Source organism: Halostagnicola sp. A-GB9-2 (assembly GCF_030068615.1).
GTDB lineage: Archaea > Halobacteriota > Halobacteria > Halobacteriales > Natrialbaceae > Halostagnicola.
On sequence record NZ_JASJOC010000014.1, the window covers coordinates 37016 to 57883 of the forward strand.

At 58.0% G+C, this 20868-nt stretch carries 16 protein-coding genes; 5 read left to right on the top strand and 11 right to left on the bottom strand.

What is annotated here, in order from left to right:
* Positions 1-336: 336 nt before the first annotated feature.
* From QNM96_RS20340 to QNM96_RS20360, 5 genes are all read right to left on the bottom strand, one after another.
* On the bottom strand, positions 337-1644 hold the full coding sequence (locus QNM96_RS20340) for an FAD-dependent oxidoreductase (protein WP_283838637.1): 1308 nt from the start codon (positions 1642-1644) through the stop codon (positions 337-339).
* 101 nt (positions 1645-1745) lie between these two features.
* The gene (locus QNM96_RS20345) at positions 1746-2195 is read right to left on the bottom strand and encodes a DUF126 domain-containing protein (RefSeq protein ID WP_283838638.1); all 450 of its coding nucleotides are present in this window, start codon (positions 2193-2195) and stop codon (positions 1746-1748) included.
* Positions 2192-3478: an aconitase X catalytic domain-containing protein gene (locus QNM96_RS20350; protein ID WP_283838639.1), complete on the bottom strand. Its 1287-nt coding sequence runs from the start codon at positions 3476-3478 to the stop codon at positions 2192-2194. The genes QNM96_RS20345 and QNM96_RS20350 overlap by 4 nt, the downstream gene beginning before the upstream one ends.
* Before the next feature lie 194 nt (positions 3479-3672).
* Positions 3673-5745, bottom strand: coding sequence for a TRAP transporter fused permease subunit (locus tag QNM96_RS20355; protein ID WP_283838640.1), 2073 nt, complete (start codon positions 5743-5745; stop codon positions 3673-3675).
* Between the two features lie 60 nt (positions 5746-5805).
* Positions 5806-6855 carry a TAXI family TRAP transporter solute-binding subunit gene (locus tag QNM96_RS20360; protein WP_283838641.1) on the bottom strand — a complete coding sequence of 350 codons (1050 nt, stop codon included), beginning with the start codon at positions 6853-6855 and terminating at the stop codon, positions 5806-5808.
* A gap of 469 nt (positions 6856-7324) precedes the next feature.
* On the opposite strand from QNM96_RS20360, the gene QNM96_RS20365 reads away from it, so the two are divergent.
* The 3 genes from QNM96_RS20365 to QNM96_RS20375 all read left to right on the top strand — a co-directional run bounded on the left by QNM96_RS20365 (position 7325) and on the right by QNM96_RS20375 (position 10023).
* Complete coding sequence (locus QNM96_RS20365) at positions 7325-7777, top strand: MaoC family dehydratase (RefSeq protein ID WP_283838642.1); 453 nt, start codon at positions 7325-7327, stop codon at positions 7775-7777.
* Between the two features lie 159 nt (positions 7778-7936).
* Complete coding sequence (locus QNM96_RS20370) at positions 7937-8536, top strand: TetR/AcrR family transcriptional regulator (RefSeq protein ID WP_283838643.1); 600 nt, start codon at positions 7937-7939, stop codon at positions 8534-8536.
* Positions 8533-10023, top strand: coding sequence for an MATE family efflux transporter (locus QNM96_RS20375; RefSeq protein ID WP_283838644.1), 1491 nt, complete (start codon positions 8533-8535; stop codon positions 10021-10023). The genes QNM96_RS20370 and QNM96_RS20375 overlap by 4 nt, the downstream gene beginning before the upstream one ends.
* Before the next feature lie 499 nt (positions 10024-10522).
* Here the strand turns inward: QNM96_RS20375 and QNM96_RS20380 are convergent, their stop codons facing one another.
* The 5 genes from QNM96_RS20380 to QNM96_RS20400 all read right to left on the bottom strand — a co-directional run bounded on the left by QNM96_RS20380 (position 10523) and on the right by QNM96_RS20400 (position 16510).
* Positions 10523-11506, bottom strand: a complete 984-nt coding sequence (locus tag QNM96_RS20380) for an ABC transporter permease (RefSeq protein ID WP_283838645.1) — start codon at positions 11504-11506, stop codon at positions 10523-10525.
* The gene (locus QNM96_RS20385; RefSeq protein ID WP_283838646.1) at positions 11503-12570 is read right to left on the bottom strand and encodes an ABC transporter ATP-binding protein; all 1068 of its coding nucleotides are present in this window, start codon (positions 12568-12570) and stop codon (positions 11503-11505) included. The genes QNM96_RS20380 and QNM96_RS20385 overlap by 4 nt, the downstream gene beginning before the upstream one ends.
* Positions 12560-13618 carry an ABC transporter ATP-binding protein gene (locus QNM96_RS20390; RefSeq protein WP_283838647.1) on the bottom strand — a complete coding sequence of 353 codons (1059 nt, stop codon included), beginning with the start codon at positions 13616-13618 and terminating at the stop codon, positions 12560-12562. The genes QNM96_RS20385 and QNM96_RS20390 overlap by 11 nt, the downstream gene beginning before the upstream one ends.
* 4 nt (positions 13619-13622) lie before the next feature.
* Positions 13623-14375, bottom strand: coding sequence for an ABC transporter permease (locus QNM96_RS20395; protein ID WP_283838648.1), 753 nt, complete (start codon positions 14373-14375; stop codon positions 13623-13625).
* A gap of 371 nt (positions 14376-14746) precedes the next feature.
* Positions 14747-16510 carry an ABC transporter substrate-binding protein gene (locus QNM96_RS20400; protein ID WP_283838649.1) on the bottom strand — a complete coding sequence of 588 codons (1764 nt, stop codon included), beginning with the start codon at positions 16508-16510 and terminating at the stop codon, positions 14747-14749.
* Between the two features lie 1317 nt (positions 16511-17827).
* On the opposite strand from QNM96_RS20400, the gene QNM96_RS20405 reads away from it, so the two are divergent.
* Both QNM96_RS20405 and QNM96_RS20410 read left to right on the top strand, forming a co-directional pair.
* Positions 17828-19504, top strand: a complete 1677-nt coding sequence (locus QNM96_RS20405; RefSeq protein ID WP_283838650.1) for an aldehyde ferredoxin oxidoreductase C-terminal domain-containing protein — start codon at positions 17828-17830, stop codon at positions 19502-19504.
* Between the two features lie 80 nt (positions 19505-19584).
* A complete protein-coding gene (locus QNM96_RS20410) occupies positions 19585-19866 on the top strand; it encodes a MoaD/ThiS family protein (protein ID WP_283838651.1) in 282 nt (93 codons plus the stop codon).
* A 38-nt stretch (positions 19867-19904) separates the two neighbouring features.
* On the opposite strand, the gene QNM96_RS20415 is transcribed toward QNM96_RS20410, so the two are convergent.
* Entirely contained in the window at positions 19905-20828 is a 924-nt protein-coding gene (locus QNM96_RS20415) for an FAD-dependent oxidoreductase (RefSeq protein ID WP_283838652.1), read from the bottom strand.
* Between the last annotated feature and the right edge of the window lie 40 nt (positions 20829-20868).

The following is a 20868-nucleotide window of genomic DNA, read 5'->3' on the forward strand; positions in this document are numbered from 1 at the left end:
TGCTTGAGTTTTATGGGTTATCACTGCCGGGGTCGATTCGGTTCCGTTATCGACCGAGCGAGCACGATCCGCACGCGGAGACCGCCTGAGCGCTCGAGGACTATTGCGAGTGATCGCGGATCGGATCGAATCCGATTATATCGGTCCAATCGCTCATTCCTTGTGACTGCACAACGATGAGGTACTGGTACTAGTTCGAGCGATAGCGTTCGCCCGACGGCAGCCGGTATAGCCAGTGTACAAGTAGCGAGGGTCGTCGCACTCGCTGTTCGTTCCGACCGAGTTTCGATTTCCCCGTTTCTGCGCCGAAACCGGATAGAAGAGCACAATCGGTGATTAGTCGGTTCGTTCGAGGTTCTCGTCCAACCGCTCTTGGAGGTCGTCCATGTCGATCTCGTAGACCGGGTCCGAACCCGCCAGATCGAGACTGTGTGCGGCGGCAGCTCCCATCGCGATACAGATACCCATTATCCGGATCGCCGAGAGGGCTTCGGTATCGGCATCGACACAGCGGCCGACCGTGACGATGTTGTCCGCTCCCTCGGGTATCATACAGGACAGCGGGATGTAGTAGACGTGGCCGTCTTCGAAGTGCTCCCAGTGAACGTCTTCTGGGGTGTCGTGGAGCTCGACCGACCACGAACCGCGCGCGACGGCGTCGTCTGGCCGGTACCCCTCCCGCAGGTCGTCGAGCGTCAGTTGCTCACGGCTCTTGATCCAACGGGTTTGGCGGATCCCGGGATTCCCGTAGCGGCGAACGCTCGCGCCATCGAAGATTTCGGAAAACTCCGTTTGCAGGAACTCGACTGTCTTGTCGGCCTGCCGGCGTCCCTCGAATACCATATTACCGTACCCGAGCGGGTCCAGCGGCGTCTCGATGTGAGTGATGTTAGCCAGCATGAAATCCTTCTCGGGAAAGTGCATCAAGTGGCCGTCTTCCCGGACGAGACCGTACTCCTCGCCGACTTCCTCGAGCCGATCGTGGACGTCGTCCATGGAGAAGTCCCCAACGGTGTCGGTGTCGTACCCCTCGATGAGAAAGTTCAGCGAGCCGTACACCGGTTCGTTGGGTTCGCGTAGCTCGAGTCCGGCCTCCCAACAGAGGCTCCCATCGCCGGAGGCGTCGACGAATCCGTCCGCTTCGACTCTGACTGAACCGTACCGCGTCGTGAAATCGAGATGGTCCACGCGACGGTCGGTGAACTCCACGTCGGTGAGTATCGCAGCGAGCAGCGTTCGCACGCCATGCTGTTGGCACTTTCGTTCCATCCACCGCTGGAGTTCGACTTCGTCGTACTGGAACAGGACCGTCGAGAGTTCCGAAGTCTGGGCACTGAGCCGCTGAATCGACCCCTCCGGTTCCAAGTCCTCGATGAGGTCGTCAGCGATGCCGTGAGTGAGCTGATAGGGATCGTCACCGTGGGAGTACAGTCCGATGAGCGTCCCGATGATCGAGCCGACCGCCTGACCGCCGATCGACTGCGACGCGTCGGCCAAGACGACGTCTGCACCCGACTTGGCAGCCTCTAACGCGGTCGAGACGCCTGATATTCCCGCGCCGAGGACGCAGATATCGGCTTCGATGTGCGTTCGTTCGTCCTGTTCCGACTTGGATACCGTGTCCGTCTGGATGTCTTCTGTCATTGTAGCGTCTTCCCCGTTGTGTTTCACTGCCCGTTGACGAACCCTGGTAGGGGCCAGAGTTCCCCCGATGATCGTGTCCGGTTCGCGATCGGAAATACCGGTTACTCTGGTACGTCCCCGTCGCCGGAGCCAGCGCGTTTCGTGATCGTTACGATACCCTCGTCACCGTCGACGGCCACCAGATCGCCGCTGTCGATGATCTCTGTCGGATCCTCGTCTAGGTCGGTCACGGCAGGCACCCGCGTGACGACAGCCCCGAGCGCCACTTTCGTGGTCGTCTCTTCGTAGATCATCGCAGCGGGTGCGGTGTCGGCCAGCCGCGTCGTGTGAAAGACTGACGACCAGCCCGAGGAGCCCTTCGCGCCTCGGAACACGAGCACCTTGTCCGTGAACGATTCGCCGTGGAGGTCGTGGCGCATTTCGATAATCGTCCCGTGTTCCGGATCGACGCCGCCCCAGCCGGAGATCGTCTCGTCGGTGACGATGGCCTCCGCCTCGATATAGCCGTCGACGACGGGGCGTCCCTCGAGAACGATCGTCTCGTCGGTCATGGCCGCTCACCGTCCCAGGAACCGGAGATTGCCGCATCGATGACGTCTTCGGTCGAGCCGAACCACGCCTCGACGTCCATGATGGCCGGAAGATAGTGAACTTGCTTGGCCGAATCGAGCGCGACGACGTCGGTCTCCGGCGGGACGGCCTGACTCATCGACGAACACGTATCGGTCATCATCTTCCCGCCGGCGGCACGGATCACGTCCGCGTGCCCCTCTTGTTCGGCTTGATCCCGAACCTTTCGAGACGCGAACAGCCACAGTTCGACGTCTTCGTCGAGCTCGTTCCCCTCCAGGAGACGACTGGCTTCCCGCACCTGTTCTATCGAGTAGTGCGGACAGCCCAGCATCACGAAGTCGATGTCGCGGTCGTCACCGACAGCATTGAGTTCGTCGTACACCTCCCTGCGGGCCTCCTTGTCGTAGCGATAGACGTCCTCCGGTTCGTTGGGACCGAACGCACTGGCCTCGGTCTCGGCTTCCGGGGTTTCGCCGACGACGTGGTAGAGTTCGATCCCGCCGGAGGTCGCCGCAGAGGCGCCGAAGTGCTTGTGCTCTACCCGGCTCGGACTCCCGTAGTCACCGATCAGAACGGGGATGTCTTCCTGAATGTGTTTACCGACGAAATAGCCTAGCATTCCCCAATTCATGATATCGTCGACCGGCACGTCGACTTCTATCCGATGGGTTCCGTACCTGTTCTCATCCCGATGGAGCCCCCAGTCGGGAATTTTACCCGTGAGCATCGCGGCACTGGTGCTTTCACGTCCCTCGACGTTCGTCCGCGCACCGAGGACGGAGTTGATGAACACGACGGCCGACGACTCCATCCACGCACAGTGTTCCCCGTACGACGGGAGGTTTCCCGCGTGGTACGGCGTACACGTCTTCAGAACTTCGACATCGTGGTCGGCGGCGAATTCCTCGCTTATACGGTCCAGTTCGGCGTTTTTCTGGTCGGTTCCCAGCTCGTCCCAATGTTTGGGTTCGACCTTCCCCTGCAGTCGGGTGGCACCGGCCTCGGTATCGGGGACGTCAACGACCCGATCGCTATCGAGATCGTATCGCGAGAATATCTCGTCGTGACTGGTACTCTCCCCGCCGTAGTAGTTCTCGAGGAATTCGTTGACCGCTCCGGGGACACCAGCAACGTTGTCCGTACTAATGAGGCGGTCGGCGTCTAGCGCTTCGGCGTACCTGATCAGTAGATCCATCGCCACCTGTTTGGCGGGACCCTCCTCACCGTTCAGCATGGCCCGTTCGTCGGGATCTAGTTCCATCGCTGATCACCTGAGCCCCACTCAGGTGAACGGGACGGTCCGATCCCTGTTATAGTCGGTTTAGTAATATGTTTTCTCCGTACAACTAGTCCGTGTGTGTTTATCATACACATACACTATTACCTTATCAGTGGCTAAAAGCTTTCGTCGGTACTCCGGCGAAAAGGATTCGTAAATCGGGAGAACTAATCCAATTAGTCGGAGCGTGCTGTTAGGCCGGAAGTGTCCACCCTCGGTGAGATAAAATAACTCACGGCCATAAACGTCACCAGCATGCTGGCGACCGCAACCTGGTACAGGTACGTATCGAACACTCCAAGGTGAGTACCGAACATACCGAGCAGCGAGAGCCCCAGGAATACGATTCGGTGGATCGACGAGAGATGGTTTCGGCCGTCGAACGCAAACATGCTCATACAGAGGCCGATGACACAGATGACGGTCGTCAGTAGCAAGAGTATGGTAACCGGGGTCTCCCAATAGATCAACGAATCGTTCGCGATGAACACGAACGGGATCAGGAACCCAGGGAAGGCGAGTCGCATCGATTGCTTCGCCGTCTCGAGATACGACGCTTCCGCTAATTTCGCTGCGATGATCGTCGACGGACCAACAGGTGGTGTAAACGATGCGTACAGCGCGAAGTAGAACACGAACATGTGGGCGGTGATATCCCTGATACCGAAGCCAACCATCGCAGTCGCTGCCAGTGACGCGGTGAGGATATACGCCGCCGGTGCCGGCATTCCGAGACCGAACAGCAGGCTAACGATCATCGCTAGAACGAGCAGGAGGAGCAGATTTCCGCCGGCGAGCCCGACCATGAACGTACTCAAACGCTGCGCGAATCCAGTTTGCGTTAGCACTTCGATGAGAATCCCGATGGATCCGAGTACGGCGATCAGTGCGGCCATGTCGACGGCACCCTGTCGGAGCCCGCGTACCGTTTTGACGGTGGCCTCTTTCGCGCCGTTTCTCCCGTCTTCGACGATCGTTTTGACGAAGAAGACGCCTATCAGTGATAGCACAGTGTAGTAGCCAGCAATTAGCGGGCTGAACCGCAACACTGCGAGAAGATAGATGAGAACAGCGAACGGGACCATGTACCAGACGGACTGGAGGAAGAGACGATAGTCGACATCGCCCGACGTGTTCGACGTCCAGCCGTGCTTGAAGATCAGGAGTTGGACGGCAACGACGATGCTGAAGTAGAACAGGAAGGCCGGAATCAGTCCCGCCTGTACGATCGAGAGATATGGTACGCCGACGAGGTCGGCCATAATGAACGCAGCGACGCCCATAATCGGGGGAACGAGTTGACCGCCGATCGACGCGACCGTTTCGACTGCGCCGGCATAGGCCTTATCGACGCCCTGCTTTTTCATCATGGGAATCGTGAAGTTCCCGGTCGTTGCAGTGTTCGCAGCGCCGCTCCCGGTTATCGATCCGAAACCGAGACTCGCGACGACGGCCACGTGGACGATTCCGGTTCGAGTGAGTTTACTGATTTCCTCGCTCACTTCGACGATGTAATCGAGAATACCGTAGGACTTTGTGAACCCTGCTAATAGGAGGAATATCGCGACCCAGGTGGCGCCGATCTCGAGGATGAACCCGTAGACGCCGCCGAGACCGATCGCCGCGATTCTGATCATCTGTTCCAAACCGAGACCGCCGTGGTAGAACAGACCCGGGAGATACGGGCCTAAGAAACCGAAGAGGATTCCGATAACGACGACGGCGCCCATGATCTTCCCGAAAGCCCGCGTCGTGACGTCCGTAACGAGCACGATGACGATCGCACCGACGAGGAAATCCAGTTGGGTATTTCCGGCGATAGGCGCCTCGGTGAGGAGACGAGAGAAGTGAAACTGAATGTAGAGGGCAGTCGCCAGCGAGAGCGCCGTGAGGGTGAGAAACAGCGCCGGTTTTATTTTCTCGTACGACCGACTGACGGCTAACCAGACATGCTTCACCTCGGCGTCGATTTGTGGAAGGTATCGCCCGATACGGATGTATTTAAAAATCGGAACGGCCACGTTGTCCTCATCGACCGCATCCGAAGCCTCTTTTTCGCCGTAGATCTCTCTAAACTGAAGCATGTAATAGATAGCCATGCTCAGTCCGAGGATGAGATTGGCGTGTTGCGTGCGGACACCGTACAGTGAGAACGCGTAGTAGATGAGGAGCAACGACATGATGACTCCGAGAACCCAGATCACGCCGTCTCCGAACCGATAGAGCGACTTTCGATTGGTCCAATTCATACAGGCTCCTCTCCCGTATTCATAACTAGTATCATATTTTGTATTGTGGGTGGAGTTCCGCTACTCCGATGCGCGCTCGAGGTCGTCGTCCCAGGCTCCGACATCCTCGTAGAAGTCGGCCGCGGCCGAGTGAAACGGGAACCCGTCGAAACTGAACCGCGTCCAGTGGTCATCGTACTGGTGGAACGTCAGGAAGTCGTGGTACGTGCCCATGTCGTCGCGCTGGTCCCACGCCGTTTCCATCATCGTCGTAATAAGGTCTCCCTCCGCATCGGCAGGTGCACAGAGATACGTCGTCTGGACCATTCCCGGAATGGAGTCCGGGGTACTATCGTACCCGTCTACCAAGTCCGGATCGATGGCGAACGTCGTGAACTCGTCGGAAACAGTTTCGAACTGGTCTTCCGCCATTTCGAGAGGATGGACATCAGACGACCCCTGTAGTTGCTGGACCCAACCCGGGGTGATTAGATCGGTGCCTTCTTCTTCATCGGCCGTGGGTGCGTTGTTGGTCGCCGAGAGTCCGATGTCTATCCGTCCTTCTTCGAGAGCAGAGCCCATGTCACCGAAGCCGACCGGGGTCTCGTCGAACTCGATCTCGAGTAGCTCCATGATTTCGACAAAGTAGTCCATGACTGCTGTACCGGACGGACCTGCAGAGACGCTGGTATCCGCATCGATGTCGTCGTACGAGGTGATGTCCTCGTCGTTAGATACCAGAATCCACTCCGTCGTGGCCGTTTTCAGTAGTTGCGTGAGTTCGTAGTCGATATCGGCGTATTCGTCTTCACCACGCTCGATCAGGAGGGCGTTGTAATCAGTGAGCAACGCGAGATCCATTTCGCCTCGTGCCATGTCACCGACGTTGGCGGCCATCCCGTCGTTGGGACGCACGTCGAGGTATATATCGTCTGTATTCTCGTTCACCGCGGAGCCGAAGCCCTGCATCGACGCGTAGTTCGCCGTCGCTGAGGCGGCGGTACCGATAACCAATTCGTTCTCGCCTCCCCCTTCTCCCAGACAACCGGAAAGCGTTGCGATACCCACTGCACTTGCTGCACCCGTGCCTTTCAGGAAGCTACGCCGATCGATAGTGGTGTCTTGGTTCATGTTATCATATCCCTGTATCTGTGCTAATAGCACATCAGCATAAATCTATTGCTTCGTAGGATCGTTAGACAGAGCTTGATTTCGGGGTTTTCACTCACCCAGACGATCGGTAGAAACCGAAACACTGCGCTTGAATCTGCGGATATCTAACCGTTCGACGAAGATTGTAGACGGCACATTTGAGAACCTGCTCGCGGAATTCGAGATGCCAGCTTCGCGCACGTACGGCGGGAGCGGCCAGCGCAAGTCTTGAATATCCAGCCGGAACGCGGTGGAGGTGTTCGGTCGATGAACGACGTCGACCGTATTGAAGTCGTTCCCCCGCCGAGTTCGAGAACGGCGAGACGAAGAGTATCGCCGTCGGTCGGACAGAAGTCGGCTGTTTCTCACGATGTTCGCGGATCGACCGTAAAGGGACGACGCTGTACCACAACAGAACACTTTTCCATTTTTCCTGCTACGTACTAGCATGCAGTATTACGACGATATCGAAGTCGGTGAGACTCGAGAATACGGCGACTACCACGTCCCGAAGGAGGAAATCATCGAGTTCGCAAAGCAGTACGATCCGCAACCGTTTCACACCGACGAGGAAGCCGCGAAAGACTCACTCTTCGGCGAACTTGTCGCCTCGGGCTGGCACGTCGCGGCGATCTGTATGCGGTTGAGCGCCGACGGGATGGGTGAGGAGTACGCGACGATCGCCGGTATCGGTGTCGATGAACTCCGATGGAAAAACCCGGTTGCGCCCGACGACACGCTTTCGCTTCGAGTCGAGATCGTCGATAAACAACCGTCCGAAAGCAAGCCCGACCGCGGACACATAGAAACCCTGCGAGAAGTCACGAACCAGGACGGTGATATCGTGCTCTCGATGATCGGACTGTCGCTGGTTGAGCGCAAACGGACTGAAAACGACTAACGTCGGGAACGGTCCGGGTCGATTTTAGGGGTGTCGTACGCCCTCGAGAAACTTTTCGTATCCTCGAGCCCCTTCATCGAAGTGTACCGGTACTTTTTTGCCTGGCAAACGCTTTATATAACAAAATGACTGACTGGCTGGCCAGTCAAATTGAGCACAATGAACGAAACCACCGACGAACTCATGGATGCGACCTATGCAGCCCTCTGCAAACACGGCTACGCATCGCTTCGGATGCAGGATATCGCGGACGAGTCCTCGAAGAGCAAATCGACGCTGCACTACTATTACGATAGTAAACAGGACCTCCTCTACTCCCTGTTCGATTACCTGCAGCGCTCGTTCGCCGAACGCATCGCAGGGCTGGAGGGAGACACGCCCGACGAACAGCTCGTGGCCCTCATCGAGACGTACCTCGCCCCCCGAAACGAAGAGACCTTTCAGCGCTTCAGGACGGCGTTGCTCGAGATCAAGGCCCAAGGGCCCTACGACGATCGATTTCGCTCTGAACTGGCGGACTTCGATCGACTCCTCCACTACCGGTTTCAGTCGATCCTCGAGAGGGGCCAGGAAGCGGGAACGTTTCGCGATGAGATCGACCCGGACCAGACGGCCGATTTCATCGTGACGGTGCTCAACGGCGTCCAGACTCGCCACGTCGCCGTCGGACATCCCCTCGAACGGAGCTGTGAGACGCTCGAGACGTACATTTCGGAACACGTGCTCGTGTCGGATCGGGTGGAGGTTAGCGTCGAGTGACCCTTCGAGAACATCTGAACGCGATATTCAAATCGTCGGATCAACTCAATCTCACATCGGGGGGAATCGCAAAACCGCTTATTTACCTCTCGATTCCGCTGATTATCACGAATCTCCTTCAGGTCACCTACAACCTCGCGGATACGTTCTGGCTCGGCCAGCACAGCACCACCTCGCTGGCTGCGATCAGCTTCGCGTTTCCAATGGTCTTTTTCCTCATCGCGCTCGCGCTCGGCGTTTCGGTTGCCGGGAGCGTGCTCGTCGCCCAGTACACCGGCGCGGGCCAGGAACAACAGGCGGAGTACGCCGCGTCGCAGACGGTGACGTACTCGGTTATCACGTCGGTTATCCTCGGCGCGTTCGGCTACGTATTCGTCGACGATGTCCTCGGATTGCTCGGTGCATCACCGGAGGTCGCACCCCTCGTCGCCGATTACATGCGCGTATACTCCGTCGGGTTGGTCTCAGTTTTCGGCTTCTTCGTCTTCCTCGCGCTCATGCGCGGGTACGGCGATACGGTCACGCCGATGCTCGTGATGTTCGGATCGGTCGTGATCAACATCGTCGTCGACCCCTTTTTCATCTTCGGCTTCGAGAACAACCCCCTATTCGGCTATCTGGGGATCCGTGGCTTGGAAACTGAACTGTTCGCCCTTACTGGCTACGCAGGGTCGGGAATCGAAGGCGCGGCCATTGCGACCGTTCTCTCGCGAACGCTGGCGTTCGGCGTCGGACTGGTGATCCTGTTTCGGGGTACTCACGGCGTTCAGATCCACCTCTCGGAGATGTCGCCGGATCTAGAGTACGGTCGCCGATTGATCGATATCGGGATGCCTGCCTCCGTCGAGGGGACGGCTCGAGCGCTTTCGATCAACCTGCTGTTAGTTATCATCGCGGTGTTCCCAGAGACGGTCGTCGCGGCGTTCGGCATCGGCACTCGAGTCTTCTCGGTCATCTTCCTTCCCGCGATCGCATTCTCACAGGGCGTGGAAACGATGACCGGACAAAATATCGGTGCCGGAAAGATCGACCGGGCGGAGCGGACCAATCACTTCGGCGCGAAGGTGATGTTGCTCGTGTTGAGCGGCCTCGGCGTACTCGTTTTCTTCGCCGCCGAGCCGATCGTGTCCGTCTTTACGACCGACCCCGAGGTCGTCGCCGAGGGCGCGTTGTTCCTGCGATACACGGCGTTGACGTTCGGATTTATGGGCGTTATGCGGGCGTACAGCGGCGGATTCCGCGGCGCCGGAAAGACGCTGATCGCGGCCGTTATCTCCATCCTCACGCTCGGCGTCATTCGGTTTCCGCTCGCCTGGATCGGCGCGGAACGCTTCGGTTCGGAGGGCGTGTGGCTCGCGTTCGCCGTCTCGACGGTCATCGGCGGCATCATCGCCTTCTTGTGGTTCGGCCGAGGAACGTGGCGCGACGGAAACGTCACTGACGAGCAGAAGGGACTTGAGGATGAAACCATGGCGGTCGATGACTGAGCGTTCCGTTCCTCAGTGACGGGTTCCGTGTGGTTTCCTTCTACGTTTCCTCGCCGATCAGTTCCAATGGGTGTCGACTGCGCCGTCGCGCCGGTTCCGATACGGTGTCGACGGTCGGACGAACGACTCGAGGCGCTCGGCATTGCTCAGTGGAATACGGTCGCCGCAATCCATCCCCGACAGCGACTCCTATGGCCGTATTCGAGCGGCAGTTCGTCGCCGCTGGTCGGTAAACCGGCCGACTCGAGCAGCGATTCCCGGCGTCACTTGCCGCACCGCCGGCCTCCCATCCCATCACGGATTCCGTCGATCCCGTTTTGTCCGACGTTGGCCCCGTTCTGACGGTCAGCCACGTCGAGTTCCGAAACCGGCGCTTCGAGTTTTGAAACGGCGTGTAGAACGCTCGATTAGACGACATCTCTCGAGCGGGTGCTTGTTCGTTTCAGTCGTCGTCCAGCGTGAACGTCTTGGCACCGAAAAAGGGTCGAAGGTGTCCGATTTAGTCTTCGATCGTGATCCGCGGATCGATAACCGTGTAAAAGATATCGACAATAAGGTTGCCGAAGATGATCCAAATCGCGACGATGATGAAGAGGAATTGGATTACCGGCGTATCCCGCGAGAGGACGGAGTCGAACAGGAGCGTCCCGATACCCGGCCAGTTGAAGACGGTTTCGATGAGGACGAGTCCGCTGATCGCGGTCGCCGTCTGTGCCGGCAAAAGAGTGATAACCGGGAGTGAGGAGTGTTTCATGAGGTGTTTGAACCGAGTTTTACTCGGTAGTCCCGCGATGCGCTGGAAGTAGGTGTACTCCTGTCCTTTGACGTCGATGACGCTCCCGCGCATGATCAGCGCCGGATAGTACAGGAACGTCAGTACGATCGTCGTGAACGGAAGCACGTAGTGACTCCAGAAGTCGGTCGTGAGGTAGATCTCGTAGTGCGACTCGACCTCGGCGTACGTCTCGTACCCCGCCATACCGCCGACGGGGAACCACCCTAACGCCGAGGAGAATATGAGCAGGAGCAAGATCCCGATGAAGAAGTTCGGGGTCGTTCCGGCGAGCGTCGGCGGGAGGATCCCGTATCGCTCGAAGGCCGTTCCCGACTTCGTTCCCAGCAATGCGCCGTAGATCGAACCGATGGTGAACGCGACGAGGATCGCGGGGATAACAAGGATCAGCGAGTTCATCAGCGGGGCGCGAACGTAGCTCAAGACCGGCTCGTTCGAGACGTGGGAGGTACCGGGGTCTCCCGTTACCATATTCGCCATGTAATGGTAGTATTGCATGTACAGCGGCTCGTTCAGCCCCCACGATTCTCGAATCTCTTCTAATTCGCTGGACGATGCACCGCCGCCGGCCAACGTCGTCGCGTAGTCCCCCGGCATGAGCCGGAACGCGATGAACAGGAAGGACACGACACCGAATATCAAAAGCACCGTCACGAAGAGTCGACGGATGTAGTATTTGATTTTACTCATGACTCCGACACCCCCGTTTTATTGACTCCGATCGGAGAATCACCGACGGGTTGCTCGTCGTACAGGTGGCAGGCGACCTGGTGTGTGGTCTCTTCGTCGTGGACTTCGAACGCCGGTTGCTGATCGCACACGTCCATTCGCTCCGGACAGCGATCCTTGAACCGACAACCGCTCGGCAGGTTTTGCGGATCGCCCGGCGTTCCGTCGAGTTCGGTCCAGCTTCGATCGTGGAACGGATCGGGAACCGGGATCGCGTTGATCAGCGCCTGCGTATACGGGTGCTTCGGATCGGAAAGAATCTTCCGCGTCGGCGCGCTTTCGACGATCCGACCGAGGTACATGACGTTTACCTCGTCGCACACGTACGACACCGTGGACAGGTCGTGAGAAACGTAAAACATCGCGACATCGTACTCCTCGGTGAGTTCGCTCAGGAGCTTCAGGATCGACGCCTGGGTCGACACGTCGAGCATAGACACCGGTTCGTCGGCCAGCACGACATCCGGCTCGAGAATCAACGCTCGAGCGATCGAGACGCGTTGTTTCTCGCCCCCGGATAGCTGCGATTCGCGGCGATCGATGTACTCTTCGGCCGGCGTGAGTCGAACCGTCTCGAGCATATCGAGCAGTTCCTCCTCGTCGGTCTCGATGCCGTGTATCTTGAACGGTTCTTTGAGCGTTTCTCGGACGGTGAAATGGGGGTTCATCGTGTTAAACGGATCCTGGAAGATCACCTGAATTTTCCGACGGAGTGCCTTCCAGTCCGCTTTGTCGAACTCCGATATCGGCTGCCCGTTGTACAGGATTTCGCCGCCCGTCGGCTCGTGTTCTCCCATAAGCGTCAACAGGAGCGTCGACTTCCCGCATCCGCTTTCTCCGATGATACCGTGTACCTGGTTCTCCGCTAACTCGAGGTTAACGCCGTCGACGGCACGGACCGGCTCTTGAGCGCCCTCTCCGAAGAACGTTTGGCGCAGAGTTTCTGCGATATTTGTCGACTGTTCGAAGTGCTTTTCGACGTTTCGAAGTTCCAGTATCGGCTCGGTCTCGTTGTTAGTCGTCATCTTCGTATCCCTCGTTTTCGATAGCGTTCGCCTGTGGTCTCCCGATCGTGTTCAGGTGCTCGCTCGCGAGCGATTCCATCTCGTCGCTTCTGAAACACGAGACAGCGTGACTGTCGTTTCCGTTCATCGATTCGATCGGCGGAAGCGATTCTTGGCATTCCTGTTCGGCCCACGGACACCTGCTCGCGAACGTACAGTAGTCGACCTCCTCGCGTAGTGCTGGAGGGCTTCCCTCGATAACCTCGAGTTCGCGATCGGGGTGTCGAGCGTCGGGGAACGACTGCTGTAAGAGTATCGTGTACGGATGTCTCGGTGTGGAGAATATCTCCTTCGTGGTTCCTTTCTCCGCGATCTGTCCCCCGTGCATGACCGCCATCGAATCGCAAGTCTCGAAGACGACCGCGATGTCGTGCGTAATGAGAAGCAACGCGAGGTCCCGCTCGTCTCGCAACCCGTCGATGTGTTTGAGGAACTGATCCTGCATGATCACGTCCAGCGCCGTCGTCGGTTCGTCGGCGATGATCAGAGACGGATTCAATAGCAACGACATCGCGATTATCGCGCGCTGTTTCATCCCCCCTGAGAACTGGTGTGGATAGTCGGTGACTCTCGATTCCGGAAGACCGACGATATCGAATAGCTCCTTAAGCCGATCCACCGACTTTTCGGCCGACCAGTCGGTGTGGACGTTCGCGATTTCGATCGCTTGGTCGCTCAGCTTTGCGAGCGGGTTGAGGCTGTTCATCGCCGCCTGTGGAATCACTGAGATCTCTTTCCAGCGGATTTCCTTGTTGTACTCTTTTTCGGAGAGATCTTGAATTTCCCGGCCCTTGTATCGAATCGTTCCCGCGGAGACCTCCCCGTTCGAATCGAGCCCCTTAATCACTGATTTTGCGAGCGTACTCTTTCCACAGCCGCTTTCGCCCACGAGTCCGAAGTACTCGTTCGCACCGATCTCGAACGACGCATTGGTTACGGCGTGGACGTCTTCGCTATCCATCCGATACGTGATGTCTACGTTTTCGACTTCGAGTAGTGGTTCTGTCATTGTCTTAGGAAACCTGGTTAACTTGCTCTTCGTTTACTCGCTCGTAGCTCCGTCCGAGAAGGAAAATCGCGAGCACCGTAAAGGAAATCATCGCTCCCGGCGGAATCGACCACCACCACGCCTCGGTCATGCTCCCGGATGAGTACGCGTTTCGGAGCATCACACCCCACGATGGAACGTACGGGTCCATGAAGCCCAGGAACGCGAGACCGGCACTGATTAGAATGGTTATCCCGGTTCCGAGAGCCAAGAAAAGCACCACCATCCCCATCATATTCGGCAGAATGTGGCGCGTGATGACGTACCGGTCGCTTGCGCCCAACATTTTTGCGGCCTTGATGTGTTCGCGCTCTTTGATCTGTAACACCTGCGACCGAAAGACGCGGGCGTTCCCCCGCCACAGTAATAACCCGATGATGAGGACCGAACTCCAGAACCCCATTCCGAAGTAGGCGACAAGCACGATCGCAGTTGGGATGATCGGAATCCCGTAGGCGAAGTCAGTTATTCGCATGAGTAAGCTATCGACCCGTCCGCCGTAGTATCCTGACACCATCCCAACGGTGAGCCCGATACCGACGATAATCAGCCCGCCGACCAGGCCCGTGAGCAGGGTCGAGCTCGCACCAAAAAGTAATCGGGAGAAAACGTCTTCTCCGGACGTAGTCGTACCGAGCGGGTGCGCCATCGACGGCGATTCTAGTCTGGCGATTTCTCCGTCCGGAGTGCGATGGACCGTCGTGTGTTCGTACGGCATCAAGAATTGATCGAACACGCTAATGAATACGAGTATCGCCAGAAAGACGAGACAGGCTATCGTTATTCGGTCCGAAAGGTACTTGTTAATTCCATCCCTGAAACTTTCTACAAAGTTGTTTTTCAGTAATGAATTGAGGCGGGCTTCTATGTCGGTGGATTCACTCATATTGAGCTAATTGTTAAAACGTCACACAGGGAACCTACATAAAAGTTTCCTTCAAACGCCGCTATCACAGTATTTAGACTAACTGACACTATCCCGTTCTGGCTCCCCCGTGCTAGTACCGAACCCAATTGACTCGTCCGCTTCTTCGTATTGTCGTGTTTCGGAGGCTCGTTGAAGGATCTATGAAATTGGGGCCGAGCGAGTTACTCGAGACACGAGTATTCGCCGGGATGATCGGCGGGTTCGTCACCCTGCGGCCAGCGCGGGTCCGTGTCGATGTCGTCTGGATACACTAACCGGTCATCATCGTCCCAGGTCCAACCCGCTTCTTCAAGGATTTCTCGCGCTCGTTCGGTGTCTCCGCTCGGCGACTGAGCGATCTGGGTTAGCCCTTCCGCGTCATCGGGGTAGAACGGATGTTGCTCTCCCCACGGGGCCGAGTGCAAGTGTATCTCACCGTTGCCTCTCGACAGGAGCTCCCTGAGATACTCCCGGTCGATGGCTTCCGAGAGCGCGAGACGGAACTCTCTGAACTGTGTCACTGGGAAGCTGTGTTGTGGTGTCAGCTCCCAATCGCCGAATCCTGGCACCCCGTCGATCTCGATTTCGTCGTCGTCTTCGATATTTGCCACGAGGTCGCTCCCGAGACTGAATATTGCGTCGAGGTCGCCGTCTTCCAACTCTCGAACGGCACCGGTCTGATCTTCGAACGATCGCATGACCAGTTCGCCCTCGGTATCGATCCAGTGGTCGTCGTACGGCTCGAGGTGCAAGATTTCGTCTCGCTGCCAGTTGACCACCTGGTACGCGCCGGAGCCGACGATCGGATCCAGATCGACGTTGTCCGGGTTCTCTTCTGCCCCGCCGTCCAGCCAGACGTCTTTCGGCACGATACCCCACGTCGTCGCCGTTCCGCGAAGGAAGGGTGCGTGCGGTTCGGCGAAATTGAATTCGACGGTGTGATCGTCGATGACGTCTATCGATTCGTAGGGGACCTCGCTGGCCTCCTGGAAGTGAGCCGTGTTCTCGTTGACGAACTCGAACGTCCACTGGACGTCCTCGGCCGTGATGGGATCGCCGTTGTGGAACGTGGCATCCTCGCGGATATCGAACCTGAACGTGGTCGCGTCGTCCTCGATCTCCCAATCCGTCGCGAGGAAGGGCTGGAGCTCGTTGTTCTTGTCGAAGTACACCAACGGCGAGTAGACGACGGTCCCCCAGACCGTCGTCGGTGTGTTCACCATGTAAGTGGACGACTGCATCGCCGTACTCGTCAGGTTCGTCTGGATCGTGTCGCCGTCTGCAGGGCTCATCTCCATGAAGAGGTCCGTATTTCGATCGGCGACCCCCTGGTCGCCGGTATCGTCGGGAATGTCCACCCCGTCCGGCCGGTATGCAGATTGAACGTACATCGAGAAGAGATTGATCGTGCCGATATCCTCCGAGAAGGTGCTCACTGCATCTTGAATCACCGCTTCGCGCTCGTCAGGATCCGAGATGGTGACTTGCTCGTTGACGAGATCTGTGTATTCACAGTTTGCGTACTGGCTTACGTTTCCTAACCCGTTTGCGCCCGCCCGCTGGGCCTGGAACTGTCGAAGGACATTGTGCGGCTCGAGAAACTGCGGCATGTCCGGGGTGACGTCGAGATGGAGGTGACGCGACCGATCGTCGTTGTATATCTCGTCCCACATCGTGTTTATTTCTTTCGTCGAAACATTTGCTGGGACCCCCAACTCGTCCTCGAGCACTTCGGCGAGGTGAAGGTGGGCTTGTTCGATTGAGGATTCACCCGTAACGCCTGTCATCGAATCGATTTGCAACGTCGGCACCGGTTCACCCGGTTCGTGTTCTTCGGTGCTACCCCCCATGCACCCTGCCAGAGCCGCCCCAGCCGCCGCCGAAAGCGCCCCCAGGTATGTTCGTCTATCGGTACACCACTCGTGAGTTGTGTCTTTATCACTCATTATAATCCACTTGGCCTCCGCATCGGACCCTTGTCACTTGTGCGTGTGTGGCACACCCTTGTGTTATTCGTCGTTATATATATAAGTTTCCCATCGCGTGATGAAACGTGACAAACGTGTTCCGCGAGAATTCCCGTCACAGCACGGGTCAAGCCGGAGAAATCGCCGTCCTATCGCGAGAAATGCTTCGAATCGGACTCCCATTCGATTGCAGGCCTTATGATAGGTCGTCCGAATCGGTAGGGAGGATTCATTCGTCCGGCCTTCAAATCCCTGTTTGTCGCACCGATAGCATTCGTGAGCGCGTTTAAATTACTAGTACTCGACGATACCTCTAGTATTCGATGACGCCTCTCATTCTGCCCATCTCGTATTTGACACTGTCAAATTCGAGTAGCCCGTTCAGTACAACAGACGGTAACGTACTTCAACCGGTTGAATCCTTTCTAAAAGCAAATTTGCGACGCTCGTTCAGCGACGGGGTGCGTAATTTCTTGAGACATGCTACCATGATATGTGGAATTTCACCAAGTGACTAGAGAAGACGCTGAATGAGCCATATCGTTCGTTATAATTACAATTCTTCAACTCAAACTCCGCTTTCACACCGTCTTCAAAGACATCACTCAAGCAAGTAATTACAACCATATGTATGTATAAAATGGCCCCTCGCGGGACTTTCTTTTTTGACGCTGCCAAAATAGGATTGTACTAACGCCGATGGAACGGTCCGTTCTCGGAAGCACTCGGCCCGTCGAGTGTTCCCGGCGTTCCTCCGTTTCGGGGCGTCTCCGTTTACCAGTTGCGTCACCCGGTAACGAATTCGATTACGGTGCTCTTCCGGTGTGTCGTTCAGCGGTCCAATTCCGCTCCCGGAAAGTGACCGGTTCGGTTGTCCGTCTCTTTTGAACGTGGCGGTCACGGTCGACAATACTTCCACCGGGCGGCCTCGGGCGAATGCCTTCCTCCTCGAGATAGCGTCGGTACCGTTCCGTTGTTCTACCATGGTGGTTGTTCACACTTCGATTTGAGAGAGTCAAAGAACGTGCGGCCGTTATCATTGTCTCGGGCGTTTGCGGATACGGCGTAACTCCCTGAGAATGTAAACCAGTACGCGAATTGTGATACCGTGTCTCGCCGTTGAGTGACAGATTATCGGCCTCGATGCGAGCCGTCGATGTTCGGACCGGCAATTCGATGTTCGAACCGCCGATCGTCCGCTTCCGCGACCGAGTTGCGGGAGCGACAAAGTCTCGTGGCGCGAACGAGGGTCAGTTCCCCTTCACACTTATAGTCTTGCACTGATAATGATGGAGTATGATTCACGCTACAGGTCCGCTGTTGAGTCTGGATGTCAGTAAACGAACGGCAACAGAAACGAATATCGACTCGCTGCTCGAGACGCACGTCGGCGGCCGCGCCGCGGCGACCGCACTCGCCCACGAGCGGATCCCCTTCGATGCAGATCCGTTCGGTCCGAAAAACAGGGCGTATCTGTCGACTGGCCCGCTCCAACAGTCGCAAATGTCTTTTACGGGTCGGATGAATATGACCGGCCTCTCGCCGTTGACCGACGGACTGGTTTCGAGCAACGCGGGCGGGTATCTCTCCCGCAACTTCGTCAGTACGGGCATCAGCGTCCTCGAGGTGACGGGCGAGAGCGACGAACTACTCGCGATTCACGTGACCGACGACGGCGTCACGTTCGAAGAAGTGCCGGAACTCGAGGGGGCGACCGTTCCCGAGGTTTCGGAGTACGTCGAAACCAACCACGACCTCGGACCCGAACATTGTATCGCGATCGGACCGGCTGGCGAGAATCTCGTTCGATTCGCCTCGGTGATGACGTTCGACTCCCGGACGTTCGGCCGCGGCGGGCTCGGCGCGATACTCGGCTCGAAAAACGTCAAGTGCGTCACCTTTTCGGGAGACGTCGAGCCGCCGATCGAGATTCCGGACCCGCCGGAGACGGACGTCCACCGCGAGGCCGCACAGTCGGACGATCCGATGCGTCGGCAGGGAACGGCGGGCGGAACGGAGTTCATCAACGACAATTTCTCGCTTCCGACGCGGTATTTTGAGGAGTACGAATTCGAGCACGCGGCGGATATCGGCGGGAACGCCGTCGAAGAGAAAAAGTACAAGAAGGGGGCGTGCTCGGCGTGTGCGTATGCCTGTAAACTCCCGACGCGCGACGAAGAGACCGGCCTCGAGACGGAGGGGCCGGAGTTCGAAACGATCTACGCGTTCGGTTCGAGTCAGGGTGTCGACGATGTCGTCGACGTCATGAAGGGGAACGAGCTGTGCGATTCGCTCGGAATGGACACCGTCTCCGCGGGCGTGACGGTCGCTGCGTATCTGGCGAGCGAAGACGAGTTCGGAAACGCCGCCCTGGCACAGGAGGTAACGGAGAAGATCGCTTATCGCGAGGGCATCGGAGACTCCCTCGCGGAAGGCGTTGCGCGCTGTCACGACGAACTGGGCGTCGAAGACTTCACGGTCAAGGGGATGGAGTTCGCCGCCCACGACGGCCGCGTCCTCCACGGCCAGGGGCTCTCTTACGCCGTCGCGAACCGCGGTGCCGATCACATGTACGCCGGCATGCTGTCGCTCGAGTACAGCGGGCAGATCGATCCGGAGGGGACGCTCGGAAAGGCGGAGACGCTCGTTCGAGAGGAAAACTCGGCCGCGTTCCGGGATACCGGGATCGTTTGTGCCTTCGGAAGCGAGTACGTCACCGAAGAGCGTCTCGAGACGCTGTTCGACGCGCCCTACGAGGAACTCCTCGAGATCGGGGCCCGAACCGTCCAGCTCGAGCGCCACTTCAACAACCGTCGCGGCATCGATCGCTCGGACGACGAACTCCCCTACGAAATCCCGGATCTCGAGGCGGCGATCGCGGAGTACTACGACGCTCGCGGGCTGAACGACGACGGCACCGTCCCCGACTCGACGGTCGAAACCGCCGCCTCTAGCGCCGTCCCGACGAACTGATCGTCGAGGACGTGCGCGAATCCGATTTTCGGCGTTTCGTTCGCAGAAAGATCTAATAGCGTCATCTCCGAAGTCGACGTATGAACGTGGAAGTTCGGGCCTTCGGACCGGTTCGCGAGGCCATTGGCACGAAATCCTACGACTGTACGCTCGAGTCGGACGCGACCGTCGGCGACCTGTTAGCGACGTTGCGTTCGGAGTTCGACGGCGCGCAAGCCGTCCTCGACAGCCGATCCGAGAGCGGTGAGCTATCCGCGATCGTCACCGTCAACAAACAAAGCGTCCGGACGCTCGAGGGGGACGACACGGCGTTGTCTGACGGTGATGTCGTGCGTCTCTCGCCGCCTATTCACGGCGGGTGAAAATCGGTACCCGAATGTTGCACGGCGACCCCGATCCGTTACGACCTCGAGTTCGTCTCGACGTGCGATCGCGCCGACCGGACGGCGGTAACGCCGTCACCAACCGCGGCGGCGACTTCCAGCGGGCTATCCCTTCGCACGTCTCCGGCCGCGTAAATGCCTTCGACGGACGTCTCCATATCCGGGCCGACGATCACGCTGCCGTCGTCGTCGAGTTCGACGGTCTCATCGAGGAACGACGTGTTCGGAACTGCGCCGACGTTGACGTTCAATCCGCCCACCGGTTCGGTTCGCGTCTCGTCGGTCTCGTGATCCCGCAGTCGGATCGAGCTGACAACGCCGTCTTCGCCCCGTATCTCGGTCACCGACGTCCCGGTCAGAACCTCGAGCTGGTCGTTCGCTCGAGCGTCCGCTGCGAGCGATTCGTCGGCGGTCAGCGCTTCGGCCGCTTCGACCAAAAGCACCTCCGAGGCGTGGTTCGTCAGGAACAGCGCGTCGATAACGGCGTGATTTCGGCCGCCGACGACGGCGATTCGTTCGCCCGCGTAGAGCGGCCCGTCGCAGGTCGCACAGTCGAACACGCCTCGTCCCCAGTAGTCCGATTCTCCGGCGACCTCGAGTCGCTCCGGACTGCTTCCGGTCGCGATGACGACCGCCGCGGCCTGAAACTGTCCGTGTTCCGTGTGAAGTTCGTGGGGCCGTCCGGGATCGATGCGTTCGACGGCGTCCATCTCGACATCAGGTTCGTATGATTCGGCGGTGTTGACGAGCCGAGATCGAAGCTCCGTTCCGGCTATTCCGTCCGGGAATCCCGGGTAGGACCGAATCTCGTGTCGATTTACGAGCTCCCCGCCGATCGATTCGTCCTCGAAGAACAACACCTCGTATCCTCTGCGTCCCGCGTAAGCGCCCGCGCTGAGCCCGGCCGGTCCGGTGCCGATAATTGCGACATCGTATACCATTGTCTAGGAATAGTTGCTATCTACCCGGTAAAAAACGTTC

Bases quoted from the DNA above. Each gene is read 5' to 3' on its own strand.
- QNM96_RS20340 (WP_283838637.1), bottom strand. From the start codon at position 1,644: ATGACAGAAGACATCCAGACGGACACGGTATCCAAGTCGGAACAGGAC.
- QNM96_RS20345 (WP_283838638.1), bottom strand. From the start codon at position 2,195: ATGACCGACGAGACGATCGTTCTCGAGGGACGCCCCGTCGTCGACGGC.
- QNM96_RS20350 (WP_283838639.1), bottom strand. From the start codon at position 3,478: ATGGAACTAGATCCCGACGAACGGGCCATGCTGAACGGTGAGGAGGGT.
- QNM96_RS20355 (WP_283838640.1), bottom strand. From the start codon at position 5,745: ATGAATTGGACCAATCGAAAGTCGCTCTATCGGTTCGGAGACGGCGTG.
- QNM96_RS20360 (WP_283838641.1), bottom strand. From the start codon at position 6,855: ATGAACCAAGACACCACTATCGATCGGCGTAGCTTCCTGAAAGGCACG.
- QNM96_RS20365 (WP_283838642.1), top strand. From the start codon at position 7,325: ATGCAGTATTACGACGATATCGAAGTCGGTGAGACTCGAGAATACGGC.
- QNM96_RS20370 (WP_283838643.1), top strand. From the start codon at position 7,937: ATGAACGAAACCACCGACGAACTCATGGATGCGACCTATGCAGCCCTC.
- QNM96_RS20380 (WP_283838645.1), bottom strand. From the start codon at position 11,506: ATGAGTAAAATCAAATACTACATCCGTCGACTCTTCGTGACGGTGCTT.
- QNM96_RS20385 (WP_283838646.1), bottom strand. From the start codon at position 12,570: ATGACGACTAACAACGAGACCGAGCCGATACTGGAACTTCGAAACGTC.
- QNM96_RS20390 (WP_283838647.1), bottom strand. From the start codon at position 13,618: ATGACAGAACCACTACTCGAAGTCGAAAACGTAGACATCACGTATCGG.
- QNM96_RS20395 (WP_283838648.1), bottom strand. From the start codon at position 14,375: ATGCCGTACGAACACACGACGGTCCATCGCACTCCGGACGGAGAAATC.
- QNM96_RS20400 (WP_283838649.1), bottom strand. From the start codon at position 16,510: ATGAGTGATAAAGACACAACTCACGAGTGGTGTACCGATAGACGAACA.
- QNM96_RS20405 (WP_283838650.1), top strand. From the start codon at position 17,828: ATGATTCACGCTACAGGTCCGCTGTTGAGTCTGGATGTCAGTAAACGA.
- QNM96_RS20410 (WP_283838651.1), top strand. From the start codon at position 19,585: ATGAACGTGGAAGTTCGGGCCTTCGGACCGGTTCGCGAGGCCATTGGC.
- QNM96_RS20415 (WP_283838652.1), bottom strand. From the start codon at position 20,828: ATGGTATACGATGTCGCAATTATCGGCACCGGACCGGCCGGGCTCAGC.